At 54.5% G+C, this 26,226-nt stretch carries 27 protein-coding genes, 1 tRNA gene and 2 pseudogenes; 19 read left to right on the top strand and 11 right to left on the bottom strand.

The window, feature by feature from the left end; genetic code table 11:
- Positions 1-252 precede the first annotated feature (252 nt).
- The 7 genes from IPM31_18110 to IPM31_18080 all read right to left on the bottom strand — a co-directional run bounded on the left by IPM31_18110 (position 253) and on the right by IPM31_18080 (position 5,151).
- Positions 253-552 carry a hypothetical protein gene (locus tag IPM31_18110; GenBank protein ID MBK9008887.1) on the bottom strand — a complete coding sequence of 100 codons (300 nt, stop codon included), beginning with the start codon at positions 550-552 and terminating at the stop codon, positions 253-255.
- 106 nt (positions 553-658) lie between these two features.
- The gene (locus IPM31_18105) at positions 659-1,108 is read right to left on the bottom strand and encodes a GNAT family N-acetyltransferase (protein ID MBK9008886.1); all 450 of its coding nucleotides are present in this window, start codon (positions 1,106-1,108) and stop codon (positions 659-661) included.
- A 5-nt stretch (positions 1,109-1,113) separates the two neighbouring features.
- Positions 1,114-2,043: an aldo/keto reductase gene (locus IPM31_18100; GenBank protein ID MBK9008885.1), complete on the bottom strand. Its 930-nt coding sequence runs from the start codon at positions 2,041-2,043 to the stop codon at positions 1,114-1,116.
- Positions 2,044-2,093: 50 nt separating this feature from the next.
- Positions 2,094-2,447 (bottom strand): IS110 family transposase, encoded by a 354-nt coding sequence (locus IPM31_18095; GenBank protein ID MBK9008884.1) that lies wholly within the window; start codon positions 2,445-2,447, stop codon positions 2,094-2,096.
- A gap of 5 nt (positions 2,448-2,452) precedes the next feature.
- Complete coding sequence (locus IPM31_18090; protein ID MBK9008883.1) at positions 2,453-3,112, bottom strand: transposase; 660 nt, start codon at positions 3,110-3,112, stop codon at positions 2,453-2,455.
- A gap of 299 nt (positions 3,113-3,411) precedes the next feature.
- Positions 3,412-3,954: an adenylate kinase gene (locus tag IPM31_18085; protein ID MBK9008882.1), complete on the bottom strand. Its 543-nt coding sequence runs from the start codon at positions 3,952-3,954 to the stop codon at positions 3,412-3,414.
- A gap of 114 nt (positions 3,955-4,068) precedes the next feature.
- Positions 4,069-5,151 carry a PHP domain-containing protein gene (locus tag IPM31_18080; protein MBK9008881.1) on the bottom strand — a complete coding sequence of 361 codons (1,083 nt, stop codon included), beginning with the start codon at positions 5,149-5,151 and terminating at the stop codon, positions 4,069-4,071.
- Between the two features lie 173 nt (positions 5,152-5,324).
- Between IPM31_18080 and secG the strand changes: the two genes are divergently transcribed.
- The 5 genes from secG (at position 5,325) to IPM31_18055 (ending at position 10,899) form a co-directional block, all read left to right on the top strand.
- A complete protein-coding gene (gene secG, locus IPM31_18075; GenBank protein MBK9008880.1) occupies positions 5,325-5,546 on the top strand; it encodes a preprotein translocase subunit SecG in 222 nt (73 codons plus the stop codon).
- A gap of 99 nt (positions 5,547-5,645) precedes the next feature.
- A complete protein-coding gene (locus IPM31_18070) occupies positions 5,646-7,343 on the top strand; it encodes a peptide ABC transporter substrate-binding protein (GenBank protein ID MBK9008879.1) in 1,698 nt (565 codons plus the stop codon).
- An 86-nt stretch (positions 7,344-7,429) separates the two neighbouring features.
- Positions 7,430-8,803, top strand: a complete 1,374-nt coding sequence (locus IPM31_18065) for a dipeptidase (protein MBK9008878.1) — start codon at positions 7,430-7,432, stop codon at positions 8,801-8,803.
- Between the two features lie 93 nt (positions 8,804-8,896).
- Positions 8,897-9,775 (top strand): DUF1385 domain-containing protein, encoded by an 879-nt coding sequence (locus IPM31_18060; protein ID MBK9008877.1) that lies wholly within the window; start codon positions 8,897-8,899, stop codon positions 9,773-9,775.
- Positions 9,776-10,014: 239 nt separating this feature from the next.
- A complete protein-coding gene (locus IPM31_18055; GenBank protein ID MBK9008876.1) occupies positions 10,015-10,899 on the top strand; it encodes a phosphodiester glycosidase family protein in 885 nt (294 codons plus the stop codon).
- Between the two features lie 25 nt (positions 10,900-10,924).
- Here the strand turns inward: IPM31_18055 and IPM31_18050 are convergent, their stop codons facing one another.
- Both IPM31_18050 and IPM31_18045 read right to left on the bottom strand, forming a co-directional pair.
- A complete protein-coding gene (locus IPM31_18050) occupies positions 10,925-11,749 on the bottom strand; it encodes a PD-(D/E)XK nuclease family protein (GenBank protein MBK9008875.1) in 825 nt (274 codons plus the stop codon).
- A gap of 18 nt (positions 11,750-11,767) precedes the next feature.
- Positions 11,768-13,030 carry a DUF3048 domain-containing protein gene (locus IPM31_18045; GenBank protein MBK9008874.1) on the bottom strand — a complete coding sequence of 421 codons (1,263 nt, stop codon included), beginning with the start codon at positions 13,028-13,030 and terminating at the stop codon, positions 11,768-11,770.
- 379 nt (positions 13,031-13,409) lie between these two features.
- Between IPM31_18045 and IPM31_18040 the strand changes: the two genes are divergently transcribed.
- The 12 genes and pseudogenes from IPM31_18040 (at position 13,410) to IPM31_17985 (ending at position 24,054) form a co-directional block, all read left to right on the top strand.
- The gene (locus tag IPM31_18040) at positions 13,410-14,969 is read left to right on the top strand and encodes a hypothetical protein (protein MBK9008873.1); all 1,560 of its coding nucleotides are present in this window, start codon (positions 13,410-13,412) and stop codon (positions 14,967-14,969) included.
- Position 14,970: 1 nt separating this feature from the next.
- Entirely contained in the window at positions 14,971-15,564 is a 594-nt protein-coding gene (locus IPM31_18035) for a hypothetical protein (GenBank protein ID MBK9008872.1), read from the top strand.
- A complete protein-coding gene (locus IPM31_18030) occupies positions 15,561-16,964 on the top strand; it encodes a hypothetical protein (protein MBK9008871.1) in 1,404 nt (467 codons plus the stop codon). The genes IPM31_18035 and IPM31_18030 overlap by 4 nt, the downstream gene beginning before the upstream one ends.
- 40 nt (positions 16,965-17,004) lie before the next feature.
- Positions 17,005-18,201 (top strand): hypothetical protein, encoded by a 1,197-nt coding sequence (locus IPM31_18025; GenBank protein MBK9008870.1) that lies wholly within the window; start codon positions 17,005-17,007, stop codon positions 18,199-18,201.
- A 103-nt stretch (positions 18,202-18,304) separates the two neighbouring features.
- The gene (gene selB, locus IPM31_18020) at positions 18,305-20,200 is read left to right on the top strand and encodes a selenocysteine-specific translation elongation factor (protein ID MBK9008869.1); all 1,896 of its coding nucleotides are present in this window, start codon (positions 18,305-18,307) and stop codon (positions 20,198-20,200) included.
- Positions 20,200-20,870 (top strand): annotated as a pseudogene (locus IPM31_18015) (SOS response-associated peptidase). The gene selB and the pseudogene IPM31_18015 overlap by 1 nt, the downstream one beginning before the upstream one ends.
- A gap of 146 nt (positions 20,871-21,016) precedes the next feature.
- A complete protein-coding gene (locus tag IPM31_18010; GenBank protein ID MBK9008868.1) occupies positions 21,017-22,297 on the top strand; it encodes an MFS transporter in 1,281 nt (426 codons plus the stop codon).
- A gap of 64 nt (positions 22,298-22,361) precedes the next feature.
- Complete coding sequence (locus IPM31_18005; GenBank protein MBK9008867.1) at positions 22,362-22,673, top strand: hypothetical protein; 312 nt, start codon at positions 22,362-22,364, stop codon at positions 22,671-22,673.
- Between the two features lie 39 nt (positions 22,674-22,712).
- Positions 22,713-22,985, top strand: a complete 273-nt coding sequence (locus IPM31_18000; protein MBK9008866.1) for a hypothetical protein — start codon at positions 22,713-22,715, stop codon at positions 22,983-22,985.
- Entirely contained in the window at positions 22,964-23,491 is a 528-nt protein-coding gene (locus IPM31_17995) for a M23 family metallopeptidase (GenBank protein ID MBK9008865.1), read from the top strand. Before IPM31_18000 ends, IPM31_17995 begins: the two co-directional genes overlap by 22 nt.
- Before the next feature lie 88 nt (positions 23,492-23,579).
- A tRNA-Val gene (locus IPM31_17990) sits at positions 23,580-23,653 on the top strand.
- Between the two features lie 236 nt (positions 23,654-23,889).
- Positions 23,890-24,054 (top strand): hypothetical protein, encoded by a 165-nt coding sequence (locus IPM31_17985; GenBank protein MBK9008864.1) that lies wholly within the window; start codon positions 23,890-23,892, stop codon positions 24,052-24,054.
- A 992-nt stretch (positions 24,055-25,046) separates the two neighbouring features.
- Here IPM31_17985 and IPM31_17980 read toward each other — a convergent pair.
- Positions 25,047-25,202, bottom strand: a pseudogene (locus tag IPM31_17980) (DUF1684 domain-containing protein).
- Between the two features lie 21 nt (positions 25,203-25,223).
- Positions 25,224-25,394, bottom strand: coding sequence for a hypothetical protein (locus tag IPM31_17975; GenBank protein ID MBK9008863.1), 171 nt, complete (start codon positions 25,392-25,394; stop codon positions 25,224-25,226).
- A gap of 100 nt (positions 25,395-25,494) precedes the next feature.
- On the opposite strand from IPM31_17975, the gene IPM31_17970 reads away from it, so the two are divergent.
- The gene (locus tag IPM31_17970) at positions 25,495-25,875 is read left to right on the top strand and encodes a response regulator (GenBank protein MBK9008862.1); all 381 of its coding nucleotides are present in this window, start codon (positions 25,495-25,497) and stop codon (positions 25,873-25,875) included.
- On the top strand, positions 25,872-26,081 hold the full coding sequence (locus IPM31_17965; GenBank protein ID MBK9008861.1) for a hypothetical protein: 210 nt from the start codon (positions 25,872-25,874) through the stop codon (positions 26,079-26,081). Before IPM31_17970 ends, IPM31_17965 begins: the two co-directional genes overlap by 4 nt.
- Positions 26,082-26,226: the final 145 nt, after the last annotated feature.

Genomic DNA, 26,226 nt, shown 5'->3' with positions numbered 1-26,226 from the left:
ACTGCGCGCGAACAAAAACACGACGCGCTCGCGTGGCTGAGAGAAAATTTGTAAGCGAGGGGAGTAGTCGTGTAAGAACGAGCGCGGCTGGTGGCGGTTGAGGAAGTATTAGGTAACGGGGGTGCGTTAGCCAATTTTGGGCGGGCTGACAAAGGCTTGAGATGTAGAAAAAACTCGAACTTTGACTCGCCAATAACAAAATCGATTTACACTTGCAAACAGAACGCCAAGATCAAGTTGTTGTTATGTTATTTATTGAATCATGAATAACCATGCTATGACGGGCGCAGAAAACAAAACCAGGTATGCAATGGGAATATTGTTTCTATTAATGAGGATTCTAGAAACAATGATGGAACCAATTACCCAGATGATAGCTATGAAAAGCCCGTAACTATACGCTAACGACCAGAGAATTAACGGGCTACTTAATAATATTACCCCGATATAAATAATGCTGACAACGGTGTGAATAGTTTTTGGTTTTTTTTCTTTTTGATCGGCAATTATTTTTACTTTCTCTTCTTCGCTTTTGAAATCCCAATAACTCATAATCGTCTCCCTTCGGCAATCATAAAACGAGACATTAAGGGTTGCATACAAACGCCTAACGATGTCTTAATCAGCTTATAGGCTATGCGATATTCTATATACGGCATTATAGTCTCGAATTGTTCTGAACGCCAACCACATCAAACTCATACATTACAGTCTCTTCATCGGAAATGCTTCCGCCCACCGACTTATACAATCCGTTCGCGGCAACATTATTCTTGTCGGTCAACACCCACGCGTTGACACAGCCGAGTCCTTTCCCCAAGTTCAGCATCTCATTCATGATCGCTTTGCCGATTCCTTTGCCCTGATGCGAATCCGCGACGCCGACTTCGTTGATCCACAATTCAGGCGGCTTGTCGGGATGAATGTAATGGACGGCAGAGGCAAACCCGATCACAACACCGCCAACCAACGCGACGACGATGTGATGGCGCGGGTCTGCGAGAAATTCGCGCGCGAAAGATTCGTTCACGGGATTGTCAAAGACATCGTCCGCGATATTGAGCAAAAGAGGCAGGTCGGAGGCAGATAAAGTTTTTATGGTGAACATTCGATTCACAGCAACCCTTGTAATTCTTTCAACTCTTCCTCCGATAATTTCCAACCAACAGTTGCCGCGTTTGCCGTCACTTGCTCGGGCGTTGTCGCGCCAGCGATCACGGAGGGGATCTGCTTCCGACTGAGTAACCAGCCAAAAGCGAGGTCATGAAGCGCGCGTCCGCGTGAGACGGCAAAAGAGCGGAGCGCATCCAGTTTGTCGAAGTTGGCTTCGGTGAGTCGATTCTTCACGTACGGGCTGAACGTGCCGCGCGATCCCTCAGGTGGCGCTTCGCCGCGCGTGTATTTTCCCGTGAGCAGACCGCCCGCGAGCGGGAAGTATGGCAGGATGCCGACGTTCGACCACGCGCAATAGGGCAGGAGTTCGCGCTCGGCGTCGCGCTCGAACAAATTGTAGTGCGTTTGGATCGTGACGAATTGCTCCCAGCCCATCATCTCGGCGAACGTGTTGCAATGCGCCAACTGCCACGCCGAAAATTGACTCGCGCCGATGTAGCGGATTTTCCCCGCGCGGACGAGATCGTCGAGCGCGCGCATCATCTCGGCGACGGGCACCGATTCGTCCCACGCGTGAATCTGATACAGATCAATGTGGTCTGTTCTCAGCCTCCGCAGACTCGCCTCGACCGCGCTCATGATGTGATACCGCGACGCGCCAATGTCGTTCGGACCCTCGCCCATTTTGAATCGTCCTTTTGTGGCGAGCACGACTCGATCTCTTTGTCCCTCCAACGCCGCGCCGACGAATTCCTCCGATGCGCCGTTGCTGTACACGTTTGCCGTGTCGAAAAAATTGATGCCCTCATCCAACGCGCGATGGACGACGGCTTTTGTGCCAGCCGCGTCCACTTTGCCGCCGAATTGATTGCATCCGATCCCAATAGCCGATACTTTCACGCCCGCCTTGCCTAGATTTCGATATTCCATTGATGGTTCCTCGTTTTGTTTATGTATTTCACGTTATGTCATTCTGAATACTATGAAGCCGTCAAGGTTTTTTGAAAAACCAGGGGATTGACAGCAACATAGTTGGGAAGGTAGGGTTGTTGCGAGCGGACGACAGCACAAGCAATCTTGAGGATCTTGTTTTGGATGTTGTTGAGGACCAGTTTTTTGTGCTTGCCATCCGCGACTTTGCGGTAAAAGTATTGCTGAAACTGCTTTTTGTGCGTACGCACGGAGCAGGCCGCCAGATAAAGGAGTTTGCGTAACTTTGGAGGTCCAAAGTGTCGTGAAGTTGGAGCCGAGTAGACGGAAGAGCCACTTTCATGCTTGATCGGGCAGATGCCGATGAAAGCCGCCAAACTTCTTGGATCGAGTGTTTCCTGCATGAGGATCAGTAAGTGAGCGGCGAGTTGCAGCCCGATGCCAGCACCGTCATGAGCAAGAGCAGGGTCTGTTTGAAGGTTGGATCGCTTTCAATCAAACGACGGATTTCCTTATCGATCTCTTTGATGGACTTGGTAATCTGCTCGATCATGTTCTGGTGAGAGTGCTTGGCAAGTTCAGACGAGACCTTCTTGCGGTGGATCGCGTGCAAGGCGTTCTTATGTCCCGTCAACTGTACCGAAAAGTGCTGGCGCGTGGTCAACAGTAGCTTGACTTGCTCCAAAATCTCGGCTCTCGGTTTCCACAAGGAGAGTTTGTCCGCATAGCGGCAGGCATACTCGGCGATATACTGGCAGTCCAGTTCATCGGTTTTGGAAGCGTTCACAGGAAACTTGCGCTGGATGTTCAACGGCGGTTCGACCGCCACCGAATAACCACTGGCATATAGGAAGTATGCCAAGCCTTCACTATAGACGCCTGTCGCTTCCATACACACCACGGTGCTTTCGGTCTTCAGGTTGTGTTCCTGCAACCAGCCGAGAAAGGAGACGAAACCATTTTCGTCATTCTCGAATTTCGTTGGTTTGACCGTGACTTTCCAAGGCTGTGTTCCAACACTGCCATGAAAGAAGCGGATGCAATATCGACACCTACAAAGGATACAAATGTTGTCATTCTGAACCTCTTTTGGACTTGGGTATTGGGTTTGCCAACTTGTGAACGTGCATTCTCCATTACTAGCCTTTCAGGCTTGAATACTGATCAAGCATAGTTCACAACAAGGGCTGGGTCTGCTTCAGAATTTGAGTTTGACTCGGCGTTTGCCTCGTGAGCGGCTCTAGACTTGTTCAGCCCTTGTTTGGCAACTCCAATACTACTTCAAGTCTAATGGAGCGGAGCGAAGAATCTACGACATCGACGTAGAGACTCTTCGCTGGCGCTCAGAGTGACATGCTTGTGATTTTATTATAGTCTCGCCAGCCATTCATCTGCTTCGCGCGGATGTTTGAAATGGATCAATGTCAAATGCCGATGTTCTAGCAGTGACAATAATTTTGGCGTTTCCCTTTTTCTGCGCCAATAGGTTGCGAACAACCAATGGAACAGCGAATCTTTTGACCAGAGTTTGAAATGCACCCAAAACGGCTCGATGTTTTTGTCCCAAAGGACTTCTTGAGTCCACCAGCGAGTGAACGTGCGGCGGGTGAGTTGTCGCAGAACAAGGAAGAACGGATAATCGAGCCAGATGACCGCTTCGGCTTTCGCCCACACCAGATCGCGGACGACGCTGTAGTTCCCCGCGACGATCCACCGTTCGGCTTGCGTTGCTTTTGTCACTCGCTCGCGGAACACGTCCAGCGGAGCCTCCTGCCAGTTTGGCTCCCAGTGAAGCGCGTCGAGTTCGATGAAGCGGAGATCGAATCGCTTGGCGATTTTTTCTGCGAGGGTGGATTTGCCTGAACTCGTTGTGCCGATAACCACGAGACGATTGCAGGGGAACGATTCCATAAGGAGCTTTTAACACGAAGGACACAACGGTCACTAAGGTTGGACGAACGATGAGCAAACAGCCTTCCCTTGGTTTTCCTTTGTGCTCTTCGTGCCCTTTGTGTTGAAAAAGAATTACCTCACGTAGATCGGATTGCTGAAAATCCAGCCGCGTTTTCTGCCAAGGTAATTCCGATAGGCTTCCACGCGATAGACTCCCGCTTCGTTGACGTTGTGCGTAGCGGCGTAGGAATTTTTCCACACGCCGATCCGTTGACCGTCTTTGAGGAGGTGAATATCGGCTGGCTTGGGCGTATGCGCGTGGAGTGTGACACCGCCTTTGACGGAAATCTCATCACCCATGATCGCGGATTGTTCGAGTCCTTTGGCTTTGAAGACGAATCCCTTTGTCGGCGCGGGCAGGTCGTACGCGACGAAACATCGTCCTGCCGCGAGCGCGTCGTAGATCATTTTCTTGTCGGTGGGAACGTCGCCCGTCAGCGGCTGAGGGATGAACACATGTGTGTTGATGGTTTTGAAGTGGAACTCATACGGGAAGATGACTCGATGCAATGGTCCCATGCTCATGTGCATCGCGTGCGCGTCCGAGCCGCCGATGGCGACGACGGGGCGTCCATGCGAGAGCAATTCGTCCCAGCGGGTGAGTGTTTCGCGGATGGGATTGTGCCCGATGAATTGCGGAAAAAATGCGTAAAACAATCCGTGCAATTTTGTCGGCACGACGGTTTTGAGTTCGCTCAACCCATTCCATAGTTCGATGCCCGTGTAATTTTGAACGTCCCAGTCTTCCCATGAAATATCCGTTTCGTGGAAGGCGGGGGCTTCGGGGTCTTTGGGGTGGGCGATGAAACATATCCCGCCTGAGTCGCGCACCGCGTTGATGAGCGTTTGCGGATTCTCGGCAAGGGTGGCGAGGTCGCGCTCCGCGTTGAAGACGAGGAGGTGATTCTTTTGGGGAGCGCGGGCTTGGTCGTGTACTTCCTGCCCAACGAGAAGCAGGACGCCCCTTGTCCTGAGCGATGTCGAGGGGCGATTGAAGCGGTAGTATCCCTCCACGCCGCGCACGAGGACGTTGTGATCCGTCACGATGACCGCATCCAGCCCGGTTTGAATCGCGGCATCGGCAATGTCTTTGTGAACGCCGCTCCCGTCGGAGTAGCGCGTGTGCATGTGTAAATTGACGATGATCTCTTGCATGTTTAAAATCCAGCCACAGAGACCGCAGAGATTTTGAGAAAATTCTCAGAGGTCTCTGCGCGCTCTGTGGCTATGGGTGGCATCTTCAAAGTTTCTCTCCTGTGACCTCGGTTTGACGTATGTTCCGCCCAGCGGGTATAATGACCCCGCTTAATAAAAGGAGGCAGTAATTCATGGAAGTATATTTGGACTATGCGCTGATTATAATCTCAGTGCTTCTTATCACCAGCGTCATCTTGCAGAGCAAAGGCGCGGGGCTGGGCGGCTTGACCGGCGCCGACGCTGGCAGTGTATTCACCGCCCGCCGCGGTATCGAGCGCACGCTATTTTGGGTCACAATTGTCTTGAGCGTTATTTTCTTCGGGCTTGTGATCGCGCTGTTGATCATCTCGTAAGCCAACATCCACTCTCGCAAAGGGCCCGTTTGAATCCGCGCGGCAGAGCGCGCGGGATAGAACGAGCCTTTCTTTTTGTATGACCAAATTTCCCCAAGCATGAAACAATTACGCTGGCAAATCCTGGTAGTTCTCGTGACGCTGGCGATCGCGGCTGTGTTGCTATTCAGCCAGCAATCGCAGGACACCACCGTAGGCGGACCGATCGTCTCGCAACCGGAACAGGGAGGCGTGTATACCGAGGCGTTGATCGGGTCGCTGGGGCGGTTGAACCCGCTGTTGGATTGGAACAACTCCGCCGACCGCGACGTGAACCGTCTCATCTTCAGCGGGCTTGTCCGCTTCGACGAGCGCGGCATTCCGCGCGCCGACCTGGCGGAGGCTTGGGGCGTCGCGCCGGATGGCACGGTGTATAACTTCACCATTCGCGCGAATGCGACCTGGCACGATGGAACTCCGGTCACCAGCGACGATGTGCTCTTCACGATCGACCGCATGAAAAGCGCGGGGTCGCTTGTGCCGCAGGACATCAAAGATCTTTGGGGGCGCATCGAGGTCGCCAAGCTCAACGACAAAAACATCAAGTTCACACTCCCTGAACCGTACGTTCCGTTCATGGATTATCTAACCTTTGGCATTTTGCCGAAACACTTGCTTGAGTCTATTCCGCCGGAGCAAATGCCCGACGCGCAATTCAACATCCAGCCGGTCGGCACGGGACCGTACAAGTTCGATCACCTCATTGTGGAGGGAAGTCGGATCAGCGGCGTAGTGCTCACGATCAACGAAAAATATTACAATGCCGCGCCCTACATCGAGCAAGTGGTGTTCCGGTACTACGACACGTCCGCCGACGCGCTAGACGCCTACAATCAAGGCGATGTGTTGGCAGTCAGCCGCCTCACAGGCGATTCACTGTTCGCCGCTCTCGAAGAGCCGAACCTTGCGGTGTACACCAGTCAACTGCCTCAGATTAGTTTCGTCCTATTCAACCTCACCAACCCCGAGGTGGCGTTTTTGCAAGACGCAAAAGTGCGGCGCGCGCTCATGCTGGGATTGAATCGGTCCCTCATCGTCAACAAATTTCTTCAAGGGCAGGCGATCATCGCCCACAGCCCAATCCTGCCGAGTTCATGGGCATTTTTTGACGGCACCGATCATTTCGAGTACGATCCCGAAACAGCCGCATCCATTCTCAAAGCCGAAGGATATGTGATTCCCGCCGGCGGAGGCGAAGTGCGCTCGAAGGACGGCGCGCCGATGACATTCACGATGTTGCACCCAGACGACGCGCTTCACACCCAGATCGCCGAGACGATTCAAACCCAATGGGCGAAGATCGGAGTCCGCGTGGAATTGCAAGCAATGCCCTACGAACAACTTGTCTTGAATGCGCTCGCCTCGCGCGCCTATCAATCTGCTCTCGTGGACCTCAACCTTTCCCACACCCCCGACCCCGACCCCTACCCATTCTGGCATCAAGCCGAAGCCGCCAGCGGACAAAATTACTCCGGTTGGGATAATCGTCCAGCGAGCGAATATCTCGAGCAAGCGCGCGTCACCGCCGATTATTCATTGCGTACGCGTTTGTATCGCAACTTTCAAGTGATCTTTGCAAAAGAATTGCCCGCGTTGCCTTTGTACATTCCTGTTTACTCGTATGGCGTGGACGCGCAAGTGCAAGGCGCGCAGGTTGCGCCGTTATACGATCCCAGTGACCGATTTGCGACCTTCACTCAATGGTTTTTGCTAACGCGCCGCGCATTGCAAGATGTAACAGAAACCCCTTCGCCGTGATAAAACCGTAGTAACGACTACAGTCGTTATGTGAAAAGGGCGACTGAAGTCGCCACTACAACACGATCAATATTCGGAGACCACCAATGACCGACTCACGACAAACCGCGCTTGAATATGCTCACCAGAACAATGAACGATTCATTGAGGAGTTGAAACAATTCCTCGCGATTCCCTCGATCTCGACCAGCCCCGAACACAACGCGGATACGCTCCGTTGCGCAGAATGGACTGCCGCGCAATTGAAATCAATCGGGATGGATAACGTCCGCGTCATGCCGACGGGCGGGCATCCCGCAGTCTACGGCGAGTCGCTCAAAGCGGGGAAAGACGCGCCGACCGTCCTCATCTATGGTCACTACGACGTGCAACCCGTTGACCCGCTCGATCTGTGGACAACCGATCCGTTCAAAGCCGAAGTGCGCGGAGAAAATTTATACGCGCGCGGCTCATCCGATATGAAGGGACAAGTGATCGCCTCGATGAAGGCGGTCGAGTCGGTTGCGCGGACGGGCGGATTGCCCGTGAACATCAAATGGCTGATCGAAGGCGAAGAGGAGATCGGCTCGAAGAATCTCGGCGAGTTCATCAAGAAAAATGCCGAGATGCTCAAAGCGGATTTTTGTATCAACCCCGACGCCGGCATGATCGGCGCGGACTTGCCGACCATCACGTACGGATTGCGCGGTCTTGCGTATTTTGAAATCCGCATGTACGGTCCCAACCGCGACCTGCACTCCGGTCTGTTCGGCGGGACGATCCACAACCCCGCGCAAGCGCTCGTCGAATTGATCGCGGGCATGCACGACAAAAAAGGACGCATCACCTTGCCCGGCTTTTACGACAAAGTACGTAAGGCGGGCAAAGCCGAACGCACCGAAATTGCGCGCTTGCCGATCAAGCCAAAGGACATCATCAACATGACCGGCGTCCCGGCGTTGTGGGGCGAACCCGAGTACACGCCCGAAGAGCGGGTAAGCATTCGCCCGACGTTGGAGGTCAATGGCTTGCTGTCAGGCTTCACCGGCGAAGGATCGAAGACTGTCCTCCCCGCGTGGGCGATGGCGAAAATATCCTGCCGCCTCGTGCCAGACCAAACGCCGGAGTTGATCGAAAAGGCGATGATCAAATATGTAAAAGCCAACACGCCAAAGACGATCCGCTCGGAGGTGAAGATCATCACCGGCTCGGGCGCGGCGATCACGGAGCGCGACAGCCTGGGCGTGCAGGCAACAGCGAAGGGACTCGAACAAGCGTGGGGCAAGCGTCCGCTGTTCAAACGCGAGGGCGGCTCGATCGGCGTCGTTGTGCAGTTGCAGGAATACGTCGGCGTGGACTCGGTATTGACCGGCTTTGGTCTGCCCGAAGATAACGCGCATTCGCCGAATGAAAAGTTGCACCTGCCCACGTGGCGCAAAGGTATTGATGCGCTGGTTCATACGATCTACAATTTGAAATAATTTCTAACACAAAGGACACAAAGGTCACGAAGGTTTTAAACCCAAAGGTTTTCCTTTGTGTTCTTCGCAAGCCTTCGTGGTGAATCAAAAAAAATGGAAGATAAGATCATTACCTACGGCGGACAAGCCGTCATCGAAGGCGTGATGATGCGCGGACAAAAAGCGTTCGCCATTGCCATGCGCGCGCCGAACGGGGACATCGTCGTTCACAAGGAAAGTCTCGCGGCGGTCTATCGTTCGCGCATTGCGAAGATTCCGTTTTTGCGTGGCACGATCCTGTTATGGGACGCGCTGGGATTGGGAATGCGCGCGCTGACCATTTCTGCCAACACACAAACAGGCGAAGAAGAAAAGCTCGAAGGTCCCGCGTTGTATCTCACGCTTGCAACCTCGCTGGCGATTGGGGTCGCGTTATTTATACTTCTTCCCGCCAGTGTCGGCGGCGCGGCGGAACATTATCTCGGCTGGCATAACCTCGCGCATAATTTGCTGGAAGGCTTGGTGAGGCTCGTCCTGCTCGTCGGCTACATTTGGGGAATTGGATTCATGCCCGATGTCAAACGTCTATTTGGCTATCATGGCGCGGAACATAAAACCATCAATGCTTATGAAGCGGGTGTGGAACTGACACCTGAGAACGTGGCGAAATTTCCGCTGGAGCATCCGCGTTGCGGCACGGCGTTCATGCTGACGTTCGTTCTGTTATCCATTCTCGTTCACAGTCTGTTTGGCGACATGGAGTTTTGGTGGCGACTTGCGAGCCGCGTCTTGTTGATCCCTGTCATTGCGGGTCTTGCGGTGGAATTCATCCGCTGGACCGCCAACAATTTGACCAACCCCTTCGTGCGTTTCATCATCAAACCGAATCTTGCCCTGCAATCGTTAACCACGCGCGAACCCGACACGTCCATGCTGGAGGTGGCGATTGAGTCGTTTAAGACGATGAGGATGGCGGAGGGGGAAGTGGTGTAGGGTGAGTGAAGAAGTGATCAGTTATCAGTGATTAGTAATTGGTGGGTCTCCCGTAATTAACGGGAAAGAGCTTCACCACGAAGGGCACAAAGTACACAAAGGCAAAAAAAAGAGCCTAGATTCCTTGGGTTTTCCTTTGTGACCGTCGTGTCCTTTGTGTTTGAAAAAAAGGTTTCCCGTTAAAAACGGTAGAGCCTAATTGGTAAATAGTAATTGGCTTCGTTTTGAGAATCCCAACTATGAAGAAAAGAAAAATCGCAAGGGTTAGCGTTGCGATCATTGCAGCGGTTGTTCTGTTCGTGGCAGCGTATTTCGTTTTCCTCGGACGAAATAGACCCGCGCCCATTCCCGCCAAGGAAACCCTTTACGAAGGCGTGACATATCAGCGCGTGGTGAGATATTTTCCCAACGCGATGATCGCGCACATCATCAAGATTGACACAAAGACGAAGGGGATTCAATTTCTCATCACACCTGCCGACTCAAAAAGCGAAACACCGCTAAATGCGCGAACCACATCGCAATTCCTCGATGAGTTCGGCGTGCAGATCGCCATCAACGGCGATGGCTTTACTCCATGGTGGTCGCGCGGTCCTGCGGATTATTATCCCCATGTGGGCGATCCCGTCGCGCCGCTGGGGTTCGCGGCATCGAGCGGTGACGATTATTGGAAGGGCGTCGAGTTGGATGAGGGTGAACGTCCCACGTTGTACATCAGTCGCCGCAACGCGTTCAGTTTTAACGACAAGCCGAACCGAGTCTACAACGCGATCTCAGGCGATAGGATGATCGTGTTGCAAGGTCAGCCCTTGGCTGGACTCAACGATTCCGAACTCGATCCGCGCACGGCGATTGGATTAAACAAAAATGGGCGATATGTGTATCTCATCGTCGTGGATGGTCGCCAGCCGTTTTACAGCTCGGGCATCACATTTTCCGATCTTGCGCAACTGCTGATTGATCAAGGCGTGTACACTGCGATGAGTCTCGATGGGGGAGGGTCGTCCACGCTGGTGATCGAGGGCGATAACGGCGAGCCTGTGATCCTCAATTCCCCGATTGATAATTACATCCCCGGGCGAGAACGCCCTGTTGCAAACCACATTGGGGTGTATGTGCCGTAGGACAAATTTAAATTTGTCCCACGCTTCAAAAAGAAATTTCCCCAACCTGCTCGAAGTTGACGTCGAATAACTCTTCCGCTTCTGTCTCTGCTTCGGCTTCGCCCGCCTCTCCCGCGCGGACTCCACGCTCGCAGTACGATCTGTAAGGGCAATAAAGGCAGCGGGTGGCGTCGTCAGTTAGAGGGAAGGAAGAAGCGGAATTTATTTCATCCGCAAGTTTGAGGAGCAAGTCCCAATCCCGTTTATATTGCGCGGACGTGTACGCGAATCGCGCGGGGTCGTTGGGGAAATCCGCAAACCAGTAAACCATCTCGATCTGTTCAGGCTCGAAGGGACGCCCATTGTTGAGATGCGCGCCCGCGTGAACGAGCAACGCGCGATAGACGCGGGTCTGCATCCGCGCGGCGAGCCATTCGTTGCGCGGACGTTTGCGATACGTTTTCCAATCGTAGATCGTCGCTTTGTTTTCGTGCAGGGTGATGAGATCGTATTTGGCGAGCAAACGAAAGTTTCCTAGAGGCGCGGAGAGGGTGGCTTCGGGGTAGAGACCTGTTAGGTTTTTAAAACCTAACAGGTCTATCGCGTTTGAAAAATTTCCCCACCAGCGTTGCAGGTTCGGCGTGTTCGCCAGTTTGCTTACCTGTTCGCGCGGAATGCCAACCAAATATTGTTGCGCGAGGCGATGGAAAAATTCTCCTTCGCGCTGATGCTGTTCATTCTCCAGCGCAGGCTCCGACTCGACGGCGGGATAGGCAAGCCGCTCCACATAGCGGAGTTGGAAGCGCCGCGCGCAGTCCACGTAATCTTGCAGGGAGGATTGGGAGAGAGTGGCGAGTTGGAAGGCAGACATGTCGCAATGATACGCCAATTACGGCGGGTCGTGTCGAAAATTCCATTCACCGCTGGCTTGATCGACGAACGACCGCGAGCCGATCACTTCGTAAAATGTGATGCCCGGTCGCAGGTAAATGGGCGCGCCATCCAGCGTGGCGAAGTAGAGCGGCTGGTCTAGGTTGGTCCGATACCATTTTGCCGGTATCCCCACTCCATCGCGGAATACGTAGGCTTCGCCAGAACCTGTCATGTCGATTTTGAAGACCTCGTCGTCTTCATCGTACTCATTGGCGAAAGAATGATACGCAAGCATGACGACCACATTCGCCGCATGAACATGTTGCGATGTGACGCGGTCTACAAGCGGCGCAAAGGAGCCTTCCTTGCCGTCGCGCACATCGGCGGTTTCTTGATAGCGATAATATTGCTGGTCTTGCGGACTGTAGAGCCAGTAATGATATGAATCGACGGAGTAGAAAGTGGAGACTTTGATTCCGCCCAATCCCGCCAGCGGAGGCGCGGCGTCGAACAGCCCATCGCGGATAATCTGAGGCGAGTTGTCTTTTCCGCCGCGCGAGGCGCAATCTGCCATGAGGGTGGTATTGAAATATGAATTGTTATACGGCTCGACCGTCTGTTCGCGTTCCGTTAAAAAGTGGAAGGGCGGACACGAGCCGTTTGTCGGCGTGAGTAAGAGATCGGCAAATTCGCTCCCTTGAAAATATCCCAATTCGCGCGGGTCGGCAAATTTGAACACCAGGAAGGCGTGATACATGCGCTGCACATGCTCATCGAAGTAACGCCCGGAGCGAACGGGTCCCACCCATTCCGAATCGTTGCCATAAAAGACCGCGATGAAACGCGTCAAACCGTCTTCGATGTAGTATTCAAAAACCTGGTCTGCAAGCGTAAGACCGGATTGCGGGCGCATGTAGCGCGGATAGTTAGCCACTTTGATCGCCATCGGACGGCGTTGTAACAAAGCCGGGTCGACGGGTGGCAAGCCGGTTAATGGATTCAACGTGGAGGTCACAGTGAAGGCTGGCACCATCGCATCGGCGGGGATGTATTGCGGCAGGATGAGGAACGGGGTCGGCGTGGGCAGAAGCGGGGCGAGCGTGGGCAGGTCCACCGGTGTGGGAGCCGAATCAGAAGCAGGGGTGTCTGAAGCGCTATTCGTCAGGGGTTGAAAAGGCGTTGGGGAGGAAATCTCTTCGGCAGAAACATGATCTGCCGCCGCATTGCAACCTGTAAGGAAAAGCAACACGGAAATCACGGCGAGGTGTAAAAAACGCATGGCGGGATTTTACAACAAATAAGTATTGATGCAAATCCCGCTCGTTTCAATTCCCTATCAAAGAGGGGAGTGGCGAAACAAGCGCGCAAACCCTCTTTGCCACAGAGAACGCCGAGACCGCAGAGAAAAAATCTCAAACTACCCGACACTTTCCTTTTTTGGACGCTGACAGCGAAGCGCGCTGAAAACGCCGATAAAAACTTTTTTTGCCCGTTTTTTGAAAAATCCGCGTTGATCAGCGTTATTCTGCGTCCCATTTTTAAAACTGTCAGGTAGGTAGAAAAATCTCAGATTCTCTGCGGACTCCGCGGCTTTGCGCGCCCAAATAGCCGCTCCCTTAAAGAGACGAGCGGGTCAAACCTGATAAAATACCTGTCGCATGTTCATTCTCATCACAGTTGGCATTCTTCTCGTTACCGCTCTGCTGGTGTTGGTCGTGCGGATTTTTTTACCCGCCGCCCGCTACACATGGTTGATTGCCGTTAGCGGATCGTTTCTCGCATGGGCAAGCGTTTTCGCATGGATCAACAAGACGGACCGTTTGCAATTCCTGATCTGGCAACCCGTCTCGTTGTTTTCTCAATCGCCAACCTTCGTCACCGACTCGGCCGCCTGGATGTTTGCCCTAAGCATGATCACGCTCACATTCTCTGTGATCCTCACATCGGTGGTAAGGAGCAATTTTCCCAGCGCGTTAAGTTGGGTTGGCGCGCTCGCGCTTTGCTCGCTGGGAACGCTTGCCGCTGTCGCGAATAACCCGGTGACGCTGGCGTTGATCTGGGCGGCGATCGATCTCGTCGACTTGATCGTTCAACTACGTTTTGTCGAGGAGCCAGCGCTGGGCGAGCGAGTCGTGGTTTCATTCGCGGCGCGCATCACAGGCGTCATGGTTTTGCTGTGGGCAAATGTGTCAAGCGCGGCTCAAGGGGTTGCGCTCGATTTCCACGCATTGACCTCGCAAGCCTCTTTATTTCTCCCGCTTGCCGCGGCATTACGGATCGGCGTTCTGCCTCTTCACCTTCCCTATCCCGGCCGGTCCGCATTACGACGAGGCTTCGGCACCGTGTTGCGGATGATCTCCGCCGGCTCCAGCCTCATATTGCTGGCGCGCATCTCCGCCGGCAGCATTACTTCGCCGTTCGCCCCGCACATTCTTATGATCATCGCTTTCGCCGCGCTATATGGCGGGTGGATGTGGTTGCGCGCCCCTGATGAATTAACAGGTCGTCCGTTCTGGTTGATCGGCGTCGGCTCGCTGGCAGTTGCCGCCGCCTTGCGCTCAAATCCCATCGGCGCGGCGGCATGGAGTTGCGCGCTCATCCTGTGCGGCGGCGTTTTATTTTTATCCTCTGAGCCGAACAAGTGGCTCACGCGCTCGCTATGGGTCGCGGTGTTTGGAATTTCCACCCTCCCATTTTCACTGACCGCCAGCGGCTGGGCCGGCGGAACCGGCTTCCTCCTCGCATGGCTTCCGCTCCTGCTTGCGCAAGCCATGCTTATGTCCGGGTTTATCCGACACATCCTTCGCCCACCCACATCGCGCGAATATTACGAAGACCAACCGCCGTGGGGAAAAAACATCTACCCGATCGGAATCATCTTACTGTTGGCGGTGATCGTCTTTCTAGGATGGTTCGGCTGGGACGGCTCGCTTCACCTTGGCAACGTGATCGCGGGACTCCTCGCCTCTGCCCTCACGGTCGGCTTGATCTGGCTCACCCCACGTATTCGCATCCTTAACCCGGTCCGCGCGCATTGGGTGCGCCCCGCCAACCTGACGTGGCTCGATTGGCTATATCAATCCGTGTGGAGTATATATCGCCAACTGGGCAGGCTGAGCAATACCTTCTCGAACATCCTCGAAGGCGACGGCGGTATTATGTGGACCTTGCTCTTCCTCGCCCTCTTCATCTCTTTCTTCACTCAAAGGATTCCTTGAGATGAATATCCTTGTCTGGGTTGCGGTCGTTGTCATCCTCGTCACCTCGGTAGGATTACTCATCGCGCGAGACTGGCGGCTCAGCATCACCTTTCTTGCCGCGCAATATCTCGCCATGTTCATCCTGCTCCTCCCCCATTTGCCGCTTGGCATGGCTTCTGTCAAAGTGGTGACCGGGTGGATGTGCTCCGCGATCCTCGGCATGACACGCTCTGACTTGAGAGAAAATGATTCAGAGGAAAATCTCTGGCCCCGCGGAAGGCTGTTCAGCCTGTTCGCCGCAGGGATGGTTGTCTTGATCGTGGCAGGCGCAACGCCCTCGATCAACAACATCATGGCTGATGCCGGCGCGGCAGTCACCGCGGGCGGATTATTGCTGGCTGGCTTGGGGTTACTTCACCTGGGAATCACTGCGCAAATCCTGCGCGTAACACAGGGCTTGCTCACCGTCATTGCCGGTTTTGAAATCATCTACTCCTCCGTCGAAACTTCCGCGCTGGTGGTTGCCCTGCTAGTGGTCATCAACCTGGGGCTGGCGTTGGTCGGCTCATACTTGATGATCGCTTCGCAACACCGTGAACCGGAGGCGTTGTGACCACAAACGCGCCCACGCTTTGGATCTTCGTACCGCTCGGGTTTGGCGTTCTACTTCTATTCATCCGGAACGCGCGCGCCATCAGCGCGCTCGGAGGAACGCTTGCCGTTCTCCTCGCGCTGATCGCGCAGTTCGTCCCGATCGAAACGGCGTTGCGGGTTGGAGAATTCTCCGTAAAAATCGATTCGTCCATATCCGTCCTTGGGCGCGCGCTCTTGATCTCGCCCGCCGAGGGTTCATTACTCGCGTTGATCTACGCCGGCTCATCACTCTGGTTTTTTGGGTCGTTGGCGGCTGAGCGCTCAGCGCGCGTGGTACCCGTCGGACTCATGGTCACCGCTTTGATGGTCGCCGCGCTGGCAGTGCAACCGTTCCTCTATGCGGCATTATTTATCGAGATGGCGATACTCATATCGATACCCATGCTCTCCTCCTTGTATGCAACGCCCGGCAAAGGCATCGTTCGATTCTTGATCTATCAGACGCTTGCCATGCCGTTCATTTTATTGGCAGGCTGGTTGCTCGCCGGCGTAGAAGCCAGCCCCGGCGACCTCGCTCTCGCGGCGCAATCCGCTTCGGTGCTGGGACTGGGCTTCGCGTTCCTGCTCGCAATCTTCCCTCTATACAACTGGATTCCCATGCTAATGGAGGAGTCGTCTCCATTTACGGTCGGCTTCCTGTTGTGGATTCTGCCCACCATCACGATCCTCTTCGGAGCGGGGTTCCTCGACCGCTATTCGTGGATACGCTCCTCGCCGCAACTCATTTCAGCGCTCCAATTTGCCGGCTTGCTCATGGTAACGACAGGCGGGCTGTGGGCGGCTTTTCAACGTCACTTCGGACGCATCATGGCGTATGCGTCTGTCGTAGAAACCGGGCTCTCCATTCTGGCGCTCAGCGTTGATTCGCGGCTGGGTATCCCGATCCTGTTCTTATTGATACCCGCGCGCGCGTTAACTCTCGCCTTATGGTCGCTCGCGCTGAACATCATCAAGGAAAACGCCGAAACGATGCGCTTTTCCTCCACACGCGGCATGTTGAGGAATACGCCGTTTGCCGCAACGGGAATCGTCCTCGCCACGTTATCCACAGGCGCGTTCCCCCTCCTGGCAAGTTTTCCGCCGCGCCTGGCTCTTTGGGAAAATATTTCGCGCGTATCCTCCGTCTCTGCCGTTTGGATGGGCATTGGCATTGCCGGGTTTCTGGTGAGCGCCGTTCGTTCGCTGGCGGTGTTCGCGATGGCAGATGAGTTCGCCAGTTGGAAACCGCGCGAAAACCTCCCGCAGATGATCATGCTTGGGTTGGGGATGATCGGGCTGTTCATCCTGGGGTTGTTCCCACAGACCGTGCAAGTTTTTCTCGCGCAACTCCCGTTGATGTTCGAGCATCTGGGTCGTTAGGATGGCTACGGTATAATCCTGCCTGATTTCGGAGGAAGTTATGGATTTTGAACAGATCGTAAAACGCATTGCCTGGCTGGATGACGAGCATCGTAAAACACGCAGGACCATCGTCGCGCTCGAAGAACGCATGGCCGCGTTAGAGGGAAACATCGACGCGGTTGCCAAACAGATCAAGCCGCTGAACAAACAGATCGCGGATGTCGCATCCACCGCGGCGCGGCTGGACCAATTCGACTCGATCTTCGCCAAACAACGCGAAGATATGAACAAGGCGATCGACACGGTTGAGAAACGGATCGAGAAACGCGAAAAGGAATTGATCAAGCGACACGCCCAGGATTTGGAGCCGCTGACAAAATCGCTCGAGGCGTTAAAAAAAGCCACCGACCTTACCGAGATCAAGAGGCAACTCAAAGCCCTGCCCAACGAAGATGCCCGCCTGCAACTCGCCATCAAGGAATTCCCCCCCCTGATCGACAACGCCGTCCGCGCCGCCGATGAAGCCCTGCGTTCGCAAAAAGCATTTGAAGAGGCGCGCAAACAAGACACAAAACGAGTCGCCGACCTGCACGGCGAGTTGACCGCCGTTCGCAAACGAATCGACGAAGCCCGCGCGAAGGCAGACCTCAGCGCAGACGGGTTGAAAACCATCGACAGTCGCATGAACGAACTCATGCTCTCTGAATCTGAACGCAAGAGGGCGCAGACCGTATTTATCGAAAGCCAGACCGTTGCGCAGATCGACCGCGAACACACCTACAAAGAATGGAAGGAAAAATTCGACACGGTGAAACAACAAGCCGAGACGCTCGATCACCAGATCCTTCAACTCGAGGAAACCCTGCGCTCCGCGAAGAAAGCGCAGGAGACCTACAACGAACTCAACACCAAACTCGAACGACGTATCAACGAAGTGACCGAAATGCAACGCCTGACCGAAGACCGCCTGCGGCAGGAATGGGTAACCTTCAAAGCCGACGACCAGAAACGTTGGACGGGCTACACCCTCTCGCAAGACGAAGGCACAAAAGATGTCCGCCGCGTGATGCAAAAGTTGGAGGAACGCATCGACCCGCTGGTCGAATCGATCCAAACCATACAAGACCAAGTCCACCAAACGACGGATGCCACCGAGCAACAACTTCAGGAATTGATGAACGTGGCGCACGAGTGGATGTCCGCGTATGAGCGCATTATGGGTCACGGCAAAACTGCGAAAAAAAGTAAAAAATAGAGCAATCTCAATTTTTCATCATGTTATTCCTCTTTCATCCTTCATGGTCAGGAAAAGCGAAAAACCTGCCCTGGTGTAACGAGGGTGGAAAGATTTTATTTTCATGCGAGTCATCGGAACAGCCGGTCACGTTGATCACGGAAAATCCACGCTCATAGCCGCGCTCACGGGCACACATCCCGACCGCCTCAAAGAAGAACAGGCGCGCGAAATGACCATCGAACTTGGCTTTGGCTGGCTCACCCTGCCAGGCGGAGAAGAGATCGGTATTGTGGACGCGCCGGGTCACCGCGATTTCATCGAAAACATGCTGGCAGGCGTAGGCGGACTCGACGCCGCGCTCCTCATCATCGCCGCAGATGAGGGCGTGATGCCGCAAACAAAAGAACATCTCGCCATTTTGGATTTGCTGGAGATTCCCGCCGGCTTGATCGCGCTAACCAAATGCGACCTCGCTTCAGACCCAGGGTGGCTTGATCTGCTCGAAGCCGACATTCGCGCCATCGTGAAGGACACCGCCCTGCGCGACGCGCCCATCGTCCGCGTTTCTGCCAGGACAAAAACAGGACTCGATGATTTAATTTCCAATCTCCAATCTCTGCTGGGAAGTCAACCCGCCCGCCCCGATCTCAACCGTCCCCGCCTGCCGATCGACCGCGTCTTTAGCATGAGCGGGTTCGGCACAGTCGTCACCGGCACCTTGAGCGATGGGCAATTAAAGGTGGGCGATGAAGTTGAAATTCTGCCCACCGGAATTAAAGGAAGAGTGCGCGGTTTGCAAACTCACAAGAAAAAAGAGGACATCGCCATCCCTGGCTCGCGCACCGCAGTGAACATCTCCGGCGTGGAAGCGGAATCCGTCCGCCGGGGAGATGTGCTCGCCCGTCCGAATCAATATCAACCTGCCCGCAGACTCGACGCGCGAATCCGAATACTAAACGATGCGACGACAGGCTTGAAACACAACGACGAGGTCAAATTCTTTGTCGGCGCAAGCGAGGCAATTGCCACAGTTCGATTGTTGGGAACCGAAGAGGTACAGCCCGGTAGCGAAGGTTGGATACAACTTGAACTACGCGAGCCGGTCGTTGCCGCGCGCGGCGACCGTTATATCCTGCGGCGCCCGTCGCCCGGCGAAACTTTAGGCGGCGGCAGGATCGTGGATCACCAGCCCAAGGGCAGGCATAAACGCTTCGACGAATCCGTGTTGCGATCATTGGAGTCGCTGGCAGAAGGCTCGCCCGTAGAGGTTCTACTCGAAGCCGCGAACGCCCTCGGCATCGCGCCCATCAAAGAAATCGTTTTGCGCTCGCGGCTGGATGCGCGCATCGCCGAAGATTCACTGCCGCAATTGTTGAATAGGAATACCCTTGTGCTTCTCGAAAGCGGGCAACTCACAGCCAACAGTGAAATTCTCGCGGGCACAATGAAGCATTGGAGTCAACTGCGCGAACAGATCGCCCGCCTCGTTGAAGAGCATCATCAGTCTTTTCCACTGCGGCGCGGCATACCGCGCGAAGAACTCAAAAGCAAATTGAAGGTGACGCCGCGTATTTTTAACGCTGTTCTTGCGCGAATGGGCGCCGAGCGTTCGATCGTGGATCACGCCTCAACGATTTCCCTGCCGGGGCATGAGGTCCGCTTCACGGCGGGCGAGCAGGCAACACTTGAGAAAATGAAGCGCAAGTTTGAGGCAAATCCGTTCAGCCCGCCGAGCGTCAAGGATTGCCAGGCAGAAGTTGGAGAGGATGTCCTTAACGCGCTGATCGAACTCGGCGAATTTATGCCGGTGTCAGCCGATGTCATATTTCGCGCATCCGATTATGATTCCATGAAGGAAAAGATCAAGCGCAGTATCGAGACACACGGTAAAATTTCGCTCGCGGAAGTCAGAGACACATTCAACACCAGCCGAAAGTATGCGCAGGCTTTGCTCGAACATTTTGACGCGATCGGCTTTACCAAACGCGATGGCGATTTCAGGAAGTTGAGGAACTAATGTGCGGACGATTTACATTGACGGTTGACCCCGCTGAATTACAGGAAAAATTCGGCAACTATACATTTCGAAAAATTTTGCGCCGCGATTCAATATCGCGCCAACCCAGCCTGTGCTGGCGATCCCGAACACGGAAAAGTTCAAGGCAGATTTTTTTGTGTGGGGGCTGATTCCCATGTGGGCGAAAGACCCCGGCATTGGCGCCCGCCTGATCAACGCGCGCGGCGAAACGGTTGCCGAAAAGCCGTCGTTTCGCGGCAGTTTGAAATACAAACGCTGTCTGGTGCTCGCCGATGGTTTTTACGAGTGGAAAGCGCAACCCGGCAAGAAAACGAAAACGCCGTTTTATATCCACATGAAGGACCGCCAGCCGTTTGCCATTGCGGGCTTGTGGGATACGTGGAACAGCCCGGATGGGTCTTCGATCAAAACCTGCACGCTCATCACCACCGGACCAAACGAGTTGATGGAAATGATCCACGACCGTATGCCGGTCATCGTGCACCCGCGCGACTACGCCAAATGGCTCGACCCTTCGCCGCAAACACCCGACCAACTGCTTCCCATCATCAAACCTTTCCCCGCCGAGATGATGGATGCATACCCGGTCAGCGCGCTGGTCAACAAGGCGTCGAACGATAAGCCCGAACTGGTCGCGCCGGCGAAGTAGCCTGTAAGCGCGCTTCGGAAAGGCGCGGTAAAAGAGCCTCTGCCGCAGAGGAGTCCGAAATTTTATAGGGAGTTCTCACAGTTCATTCTTTCGCCCCGACGAGCGCGGCAAGGGCGCAAAATGAATTTCGCTGTGCGATCCGCGTTATGATTCATCAAATTCGATTATCGCTCGCCGGGCGATTCCCGGCGCTGACCTCGCGCGACTTTGCGATTTTCTGGCTGGGACATTTGCTCTCGCTGGTGGGAACATCCATGCAGAACACTGCCCAGCCTCTTCTCGCTTATCGCCTCAGCGGGCGCCCTCTCGATTTGGGCGTGATCGGGTTTGCATTCGCCCTGCCTACTTTTTTTCTGGCATTTCCTTCCGGCGTGTTAGTCGAACGGTGGGATAAACGTAAAGCGGTCATGATTCTGCAGGCAGTGATGATGATCGAGACTCTCGTTCTGGCTGTTCTTACCCTGACCGGAAGAATCCAAATCTGGCATATCATTGTTCTTTCGATGGTCTTGGGAATCGCCACCACTTTCGAGATCACTGCGCGGCAATCCATGCTGATCGAACTGGTTGGCGGGGACCTTTTGCCCAATGCCATCGCGTTGCAATCGACGGCTTTCAACATGTCGCGTGTGCTTGGTCCTGCCCTAGCGGCGCCCTTGCTCTTGATTCTGCCCTCAAACGGAGAAGGGTGGATATTCTTGTTGAACGCCTTGAGTTTCGGGGCGATACTCATCAGTTTGTTTTCGGTTCGGTTGATGCACAGAGTGGAACCGACTCCGTCGAATCAATCGATTGCCCGTGATTTTCTGGATGGAGGCAGGTACATTCTCGCGCATCGCAATATCGCGGCAATCATTTTGCTCGCCGCCATACTGGGACTTTTCGGAATGCCGGTCATGCAACAGATCCCCGTGCTGGCAAAGATGTTCTTGCGCAGGTCGGCGACACCAAATCCATTGTGGATGCCCGCAATAGCGCGTTGTATCTCGCGCTGGGGTCTGGCGCGCTCACGGCGGCTTTGTCGATCGCGTTCAACAATTCCGCGCATCAGAGGGGAGCGCGGCTCGTTTTGGAGAAGCGGCTTTCATTGTCGGATTGTTGGGCATCGCATTTTGAATCGGTTTTGGTTTGCAGTCGCGCTGGTAGCGCTCTTCATGGGCTGGGGCGGCGTGACTCAATTTGCCACCATGAATACCCTGCTCCAAACACAAGTGGCAAATGATTTGCGCGGGCGCGTGTATAGCGTGTACTTATGGTCGTTTCAGGGCATCGCGCCGTTCGGGAGTTTGCTGATCGGCTGGATGACGCAAAACCTTTCGCTCCCAGTCACCGCCATGGTCTGCGGAGTGGTGTGCTTATTCGGTTTGGGCGGGATTCAGCTGTTTTTTCCCCGCCGCGCGCAGGTCGGCGGCTTAACGTCAGGTTAGCGTTCGAGCGGCGTGGTTGACTTCGATTTTTTGAACGTGTTATGATAATTTTGAGCATACGCCTATGAGCAATAACGAAAAGCGCGGGGTGTTCGCGCGCATTACTGAAACACTGGTCGGCATTGGGCTGGGTGAATCGTTCTTTCGCATCGGAACGCTGATGTTGTCGATCGCGTTGATCGGCGCGGTCATCTGGCTCGCGCGGGGCTTCTTCGCGCAGAACGTTCCCGCCGGGGCTGAGGCGCTCTCTCAGGCAACTGAGGCGCCTGTCATCGTGGCGGGAATCGAATCCATCGGCGGGGAAAATTCATTCGGCGGGGTTCCGCGTCTTGCGCAAGTGCATACCACGATCCCTCGCGTCCGCGCGAGAAGGTGATCGAATATACGGTTGTCGAAGGCGATACGATCTTTGGCATTGCCCAAATTACGGGCTCGAACCGCAAACCGTTCTCTGGAGCAACTATTACACCTGCTCGATAACCCGCACTCGTTGAAGCCCGGGCAGGAATTGAGTATCCTCCCCGTCAATGGAACGTATCATGAATGGCAACAAGGCGAGGGGTTGAACGGCGTGGCAAAATATTATGGCGTGACCCCGGAAGACATCATCAATTACGCGCCGAATGAGCTGGATCCCGCCACCGTTGGCGACTTCGCCGCTCCAACATTGCCCCCGGGCACTGGCTGATCGTGCCGGGCGGAAAACGCGAGTTCATTTCATGGAGCGCCCCGCTCGGGGTGACGCGCGAAAACCCCGCTTCGGCGCGCGTGTTGGGACCCGGCGCATGCGAACCGGTGACCGGAGGCGCAGTAGGTTTTGGAACATTCGTTTGGCCCGCAAGCCAGCACGCCCGCTCCGGTTTCGATTATTCGCCCGGCACAAATCACTGGGGTATCGACATCGCCGGCAATGAGGGCGAAGGCGCATACGCCACAGACGCTGGCGTGATCGTGTATGCGGGCTGGAACAACTACGGGTACGGCAATATGATCATGGTGGATCATGGGAATAACTTCCAATCGCTGTATGCGCACCTCAGCGGAATCAGCGTGGTGTGCGGACAAAGCGTCGGACAGGGAGACCTGATCGGCATCATCGGCAACACAGGGCGGTCAAGCGGTTCACACCTGCATTTTGAGATCCGCGCCATCTCATCCTGGGTCAACCCGTGGGATGTGCTGCCGCCGCCATAATGGAGGAACCACACACGAGCGAGTACGCAAACAGCGTCTTGCCGAAGAACTTTATCTCGGCTATAATGCCGTCACTCTAACGAGAGAAGGGCGCTTAGCTCAGTTGGTTAGAGCGCATCTATCACACAGATGAGGCCAGTGGTTCGAGTCCCTTAGCGCCCACAAACAAAAAACGAGTCGTTTGTTTTATTGACTCGATTGCGTTCAACAGGTTCAACTGCGTCATTCCTAAGAAAAGAGTAAGAAATGCGACAAAACAACTCAAACTTGCTTTATAATTTTCGATCATGACCTCACGGACGAATGAACAATGGCTCGCAGAACTCAGGGCATCGGGATTGGAACGCGAAACTCGCTCTCGAAGATCTGCGCGCGGTTATTCAAAAAGGGCTTGCCCTATGCCCTGTCGCGCTGGCTATCTCCCCGACCAACCACAATTCAATGCCCGTGAAGAAGTCACACAAGAGACCGCTCCTGCGCGTGCTCGACCAACTCGGCACCTCGAGGGACGCAGTCAATTCACCACGTGGCACAAGATCGCCGTGCGGATCGCCCCTAACTGAACTCGGCGCAAACGCTGGCGCGACCCATCGTTGGATGAGCTTACGGAAAACGAAGACGTTCCTCCCCCCGGACTGCTCGCAGACACCCACGCCCAGGTCCGAAACTTCGGCGGAACGCGCAGATATGCTCACCCGTGTCCGGCGTATTATCGAGGAGAACTAACCGACCGTCAGCGCGGAGGCGCTCATCCTGCTAGGCGTGCGCGACATGCCAATGGAAGACGCGGCAAAAAAACTCAAGACCAACCGCAACGCCGTGTGCAAACTTTTGCACGACGCGCGTTCGCCTCAAAAGCAGACTCTCGATGGAAGACATCGCCCCGCACGAAGTCCTTGCTCTTTTCGAGCAAAAGTAAGATAGACTCAAGCCCAACCGTCAAACCAATTGGAACCATGAACATCAAAGACCTTGTCAATCGCGTCCGCGCCAACTCGGCAAGAAACAGGAACTTCCCACGAGGGCTGTTCTCGGCTTTCTCCGCGTGCTGGAAAATCTGCCCGCGAAGAACTTACCTGTGATGAATCTACGCTCAATTGGATGAATACGTGGAGCAGAAGCGCACAGCCAAGACGCCGCCACCTCATGCCTCCTCATCCGCGACCACACTCGACCTGTGCCCGGATGCTGTGAAGTACGAAGGGCTGCTCGAGGTGAAGAAGACTGAAGATGAATAAACCGACAGGCGCCGCGGTATTTGCAGGGATAGTCGTGAACTGATTACCACCACCAAACAGGACGCTGATTCACGCTGAAAACGCTCGGTCCAGATCAGCGTTTTCATTGACCTTGCGGGCGACGCAAGGGTCTATCAAAAAGCTTTGTCAAGGGTAATTTTCGGGTGGAATAATTTCTTTCCCCGCGCGGATCGGGCGCTTTCAGGCGATTTTCCGCCGGCGTGATTGGGCACGACCACATCTCGTTATGCGCCGCAATACGGGTTATAGGCAATGTTGAAATCAACCAGGAAGCGATCGCGGGTAACGGCTCAGGTTCAAAGATAACGCCCGCCAGGGCAGGTTTCCGTCCCTGCGAGCGGATCGACGAATGGCAGAAAAAACCATAACTCGCCTTGATAGATCGTAAGTTCGGCATCCTGCCCGTCTGCTTGAAATTTGAAGCGCCCATAGCGAACATACTCTTGCGCCCCCCGTGGAAGTTTGCATCGCCATCAGGTCGGTTCGGAAAAACGCTCCACCTTCACTTCAAGCCGTAATGCGGCATTCTCTTCAAAATAGTTCAACCCGTGAAAATCGCGTCTTTGCTCCGGGGTCAGCGGGCTTTGCGGGTGCCGCGCAAAGAATTCATCTTTCTCCTTACGAAATTCTGTCAGTTCGCTCATCGAGTCCTCCATGTGATTGTAGTTCCTAGAATGGAGCATTTGAACCAACTTCTTACACCCTCTTGCACAATTACTTTCCCTGTGCTATCGTTACTTCCACATGTCAAACAAAACCGTGTTGATCATCGAAGACGAAGGCGACGCCGCCGAACTGTTCGCCGAGATGATGCGCGTCAGCGGCTTTCGCGTCCTGAAAGTTTCGAATAGCGCTCCCGCCATCGACCTGATCTCTTCCGAGAAACCCGATCTCATCATCCTCGATATCATGATGCCCGGCATCTCCGGGCTCGACATCCTGCACCACATGCATCACGATCCCGCCTTGACGAACATACCTGTTGTAGTCGTGTCAGCCAAAGCTTGCCCCCTGCCGATATCAAACGCGGCATGGAAGCCGGGCGAAGATTTACCTGACCAAACCCGTCGGTTTCCAGGAATTGAAAGAAGCAGTGACACGCGCCCTCGGCGAATAACTTTATGAGCCTGATCCGCGCTTTCATCGCCATCGAAATTCCTCGCGCGATTCAACTTGCTATTTGGCAGTCAACTTCCCCGCTCCGCAACGAACTCGGTCCGTGCCTCCGCTGGACTCCTGCCGAAAACATCCACCTCACCCTGAAATTTCTTGGGGACATTTCACCCGCAAGCGTGGACGAACTGACGCGGGCCATTCTGCGCCTCGAGTAGACTCCATCCCAGCCTTTGACATCCAAATGGGTGGCTTCGGTTCCTTTCCCAATTTCAAACGAGGCGCGCATCTTTGGGTGGGCCGGGCCTCACAGAGTTGGACGCGGTATTTCGGAAGTAGAGTCTGCCTGCGCCCATCTGGGAT

Origin of the sequence: Candidatus Defluviilinea gracilis, assembly GCA_016716235.1 — a bacterium.
In the GTDB taxonomy this organism is placed as follows: Bacteria; Chloroflexota; Anaerolineae; order Anaerolineales; family Villigracilaceae; genus Defluviilinea; species Defluviilinea gracilis.
The sequence above is the reverse complement of the archived record's forward strand: the minus strand, read 5'-3'. Positions and strand labels throughout refer to the sequence as shown.

What these genes read in the sequence shown, in the direction of transcription:
- IPM31_18110 (MBK9008887.1), bottom strand. Translation starts at nt 552, where the DNA reads ATGAGTTATTGGGATTTCAAAAGCGAAGAAGAGAAAGTAAAAATAATT.
- IPM31_18105 (MBK9008886.1), bottom strand. Translation starts at nt 1,108, where the DNA reads ATGTTCACCATAAAAACTTTATCTGCCTCCGACCTGCCTCTTTTGCTC.
- IPM31_18100 (MBK9008885.1), bottom strand. Translation starts at nt 2,043, where the DNA reads ATGGAATATCGAAATCTAGGCAAGGCGGGCGTGAAAGTATCGGCTATT.
- IPM31_18095 (MBK9008884.1), bottom strand. Translation starts at nt 2,447, where the DNA reads ATGCAGGAAACACTCGATCCAAGAAGTTTGGCGGCTTTCATCGGCATC.
- IPM31_18085 (MBK9008882.1), bottom strand. Translation starts at nt 3,954, where the DNA reads ATGGAATCGTTCCCCTGCAATCGTCTCGTGGTTATCGGCACAACGAGT.
- IPM31_18080 (MBK9008881.1), bottom strand. Translation starts at nt 5,151, where the DNA reads ATGCAAGAGATCATCGTCAATTTACACATGCACACGCGCTACTCCGAC.
- secG (MBK9008880.1), top strand. Translation starts at nt 5,325, where the DNA reads ATGGAAGTATATTTGGACTATGCGCTGATTATAATCTCAGTGCTTCTT.
- IPM31_18070 (MBK9008879.1), top strand. Translation starts at nt 5,646, where the DNA reads ATGAAACAATTACGCTGGCAAATCCTGGTAGTTCTCGTGACGCTGGCG.
- IPM31_18065 (MBK9008878.1), top strand. Translation starts at nt 7,430, where the DNA reads ATGACCGACTCACGACAAACCGCGCTTGAATATGCTCACCAGAACAAT.
- IPM31_18060 (MBK9008877.1), top strand. Translation starts at nt 8,897, where the DNA reads ATGGAAGATAAGATCATTACCTACGGCGGACAAGCCGTCATCGAAGGC.
- IPM31_18055 (MBK9008876.1), top strand. Translation starts at nt 10,015, where the DNA reads ATGAAGAAAAGAAAAATCGCAAGGGTTAGCGTTGCGATCATTGCAGCG.
- IPM31_18050 (MBK9008875.1), bottom strand. Translation starts at nt 11,749, where the DNA reads ATGTCTGCCTTCCAACTCGCCACTCTCTCCCAATCCTCCCTGCAAGAT.
- IPM31_18045 (MBK9008874.1), bottom strand. Translation starts at nt 13,030, where the DNA reads ATGCGTTTTTTACACCTCGCCGTGATTTCCGTGTTGCTTTTCCTTACA.
- IPM31_18040 (MBK9008873.1), top strand. Translation starts at nt 13,410, where the DNA reads ATGTTCATTCTCATCACAGTTGGCATTCTTCTCGTTACCGCTCTGCTG.
- IPM31_18035 (MBK9008872.1), top strand. Translation starts at nt 14,971, where the DNA reads ATGAATATCCTTGTCTGGGTTGCGGTCGTTGTCATCCTCGTCACCTCG.
- IPM31_18025 (MBK9008870.1), top strand. Translation starts at nt 17,005, where the DNA reads ATGGATTTTGAACAGATCGTAAAACGCATTGCCTGGCTGGATGACGAG.
- selB (MBK9008869.1), top strand. Translation starts at nt 18,305, where the DNA reads ATGCGAGTCATCGGAACAGCCGGTCACGTTGATCACGGAAAATCCACG.
- IPM31_18010 (MBK9008868.1), top strand. Translation starts at nt 21,017, where the DNA reads ATGATTCATCAAATTCGATTATCGCTCGCCGGGCGATTCCCGGCGCTG.
- IPM31_18005 (MBK9008867.1), top strand. Translation starts at nt 22,362, where the DNA reads ATGAGCAATAACGAAAAGCGCGGGGTGTTCGCGCGCATTACTGAAACA.
- IPM31_17985 (MBK9008864.1), top strand. Translation starts at nt 23,890, where the DNA reads ATGCCCTGTCGCGCTGGCTATCTCCCCGACCAACCACAATTCAATGCC.
- IPM31_17975 (MBK9008863.1), bottom strand. Translation starts at nt 25,394, where the DNA reads ATGAGCGAACTGACAGAATTTCGTAAGGAGAAAGATGAATTCTTTGCG.
- IPM31_17970 (MBK9008862.1), top strand. Translation starts at nt 25,495, where the DNA reads ATGTCAAACAAAACCGTGTTGATCATCGAAGACGAAGGCGACGCCGCC.
- IPM31_17965 (MBK9008861.1), top strand. Translation starts at nt 25,872, where the DNA reads ATGAGCCTGATCCGCGCTTTCATCGCCATCGAAATTCCTCGCGCGATT.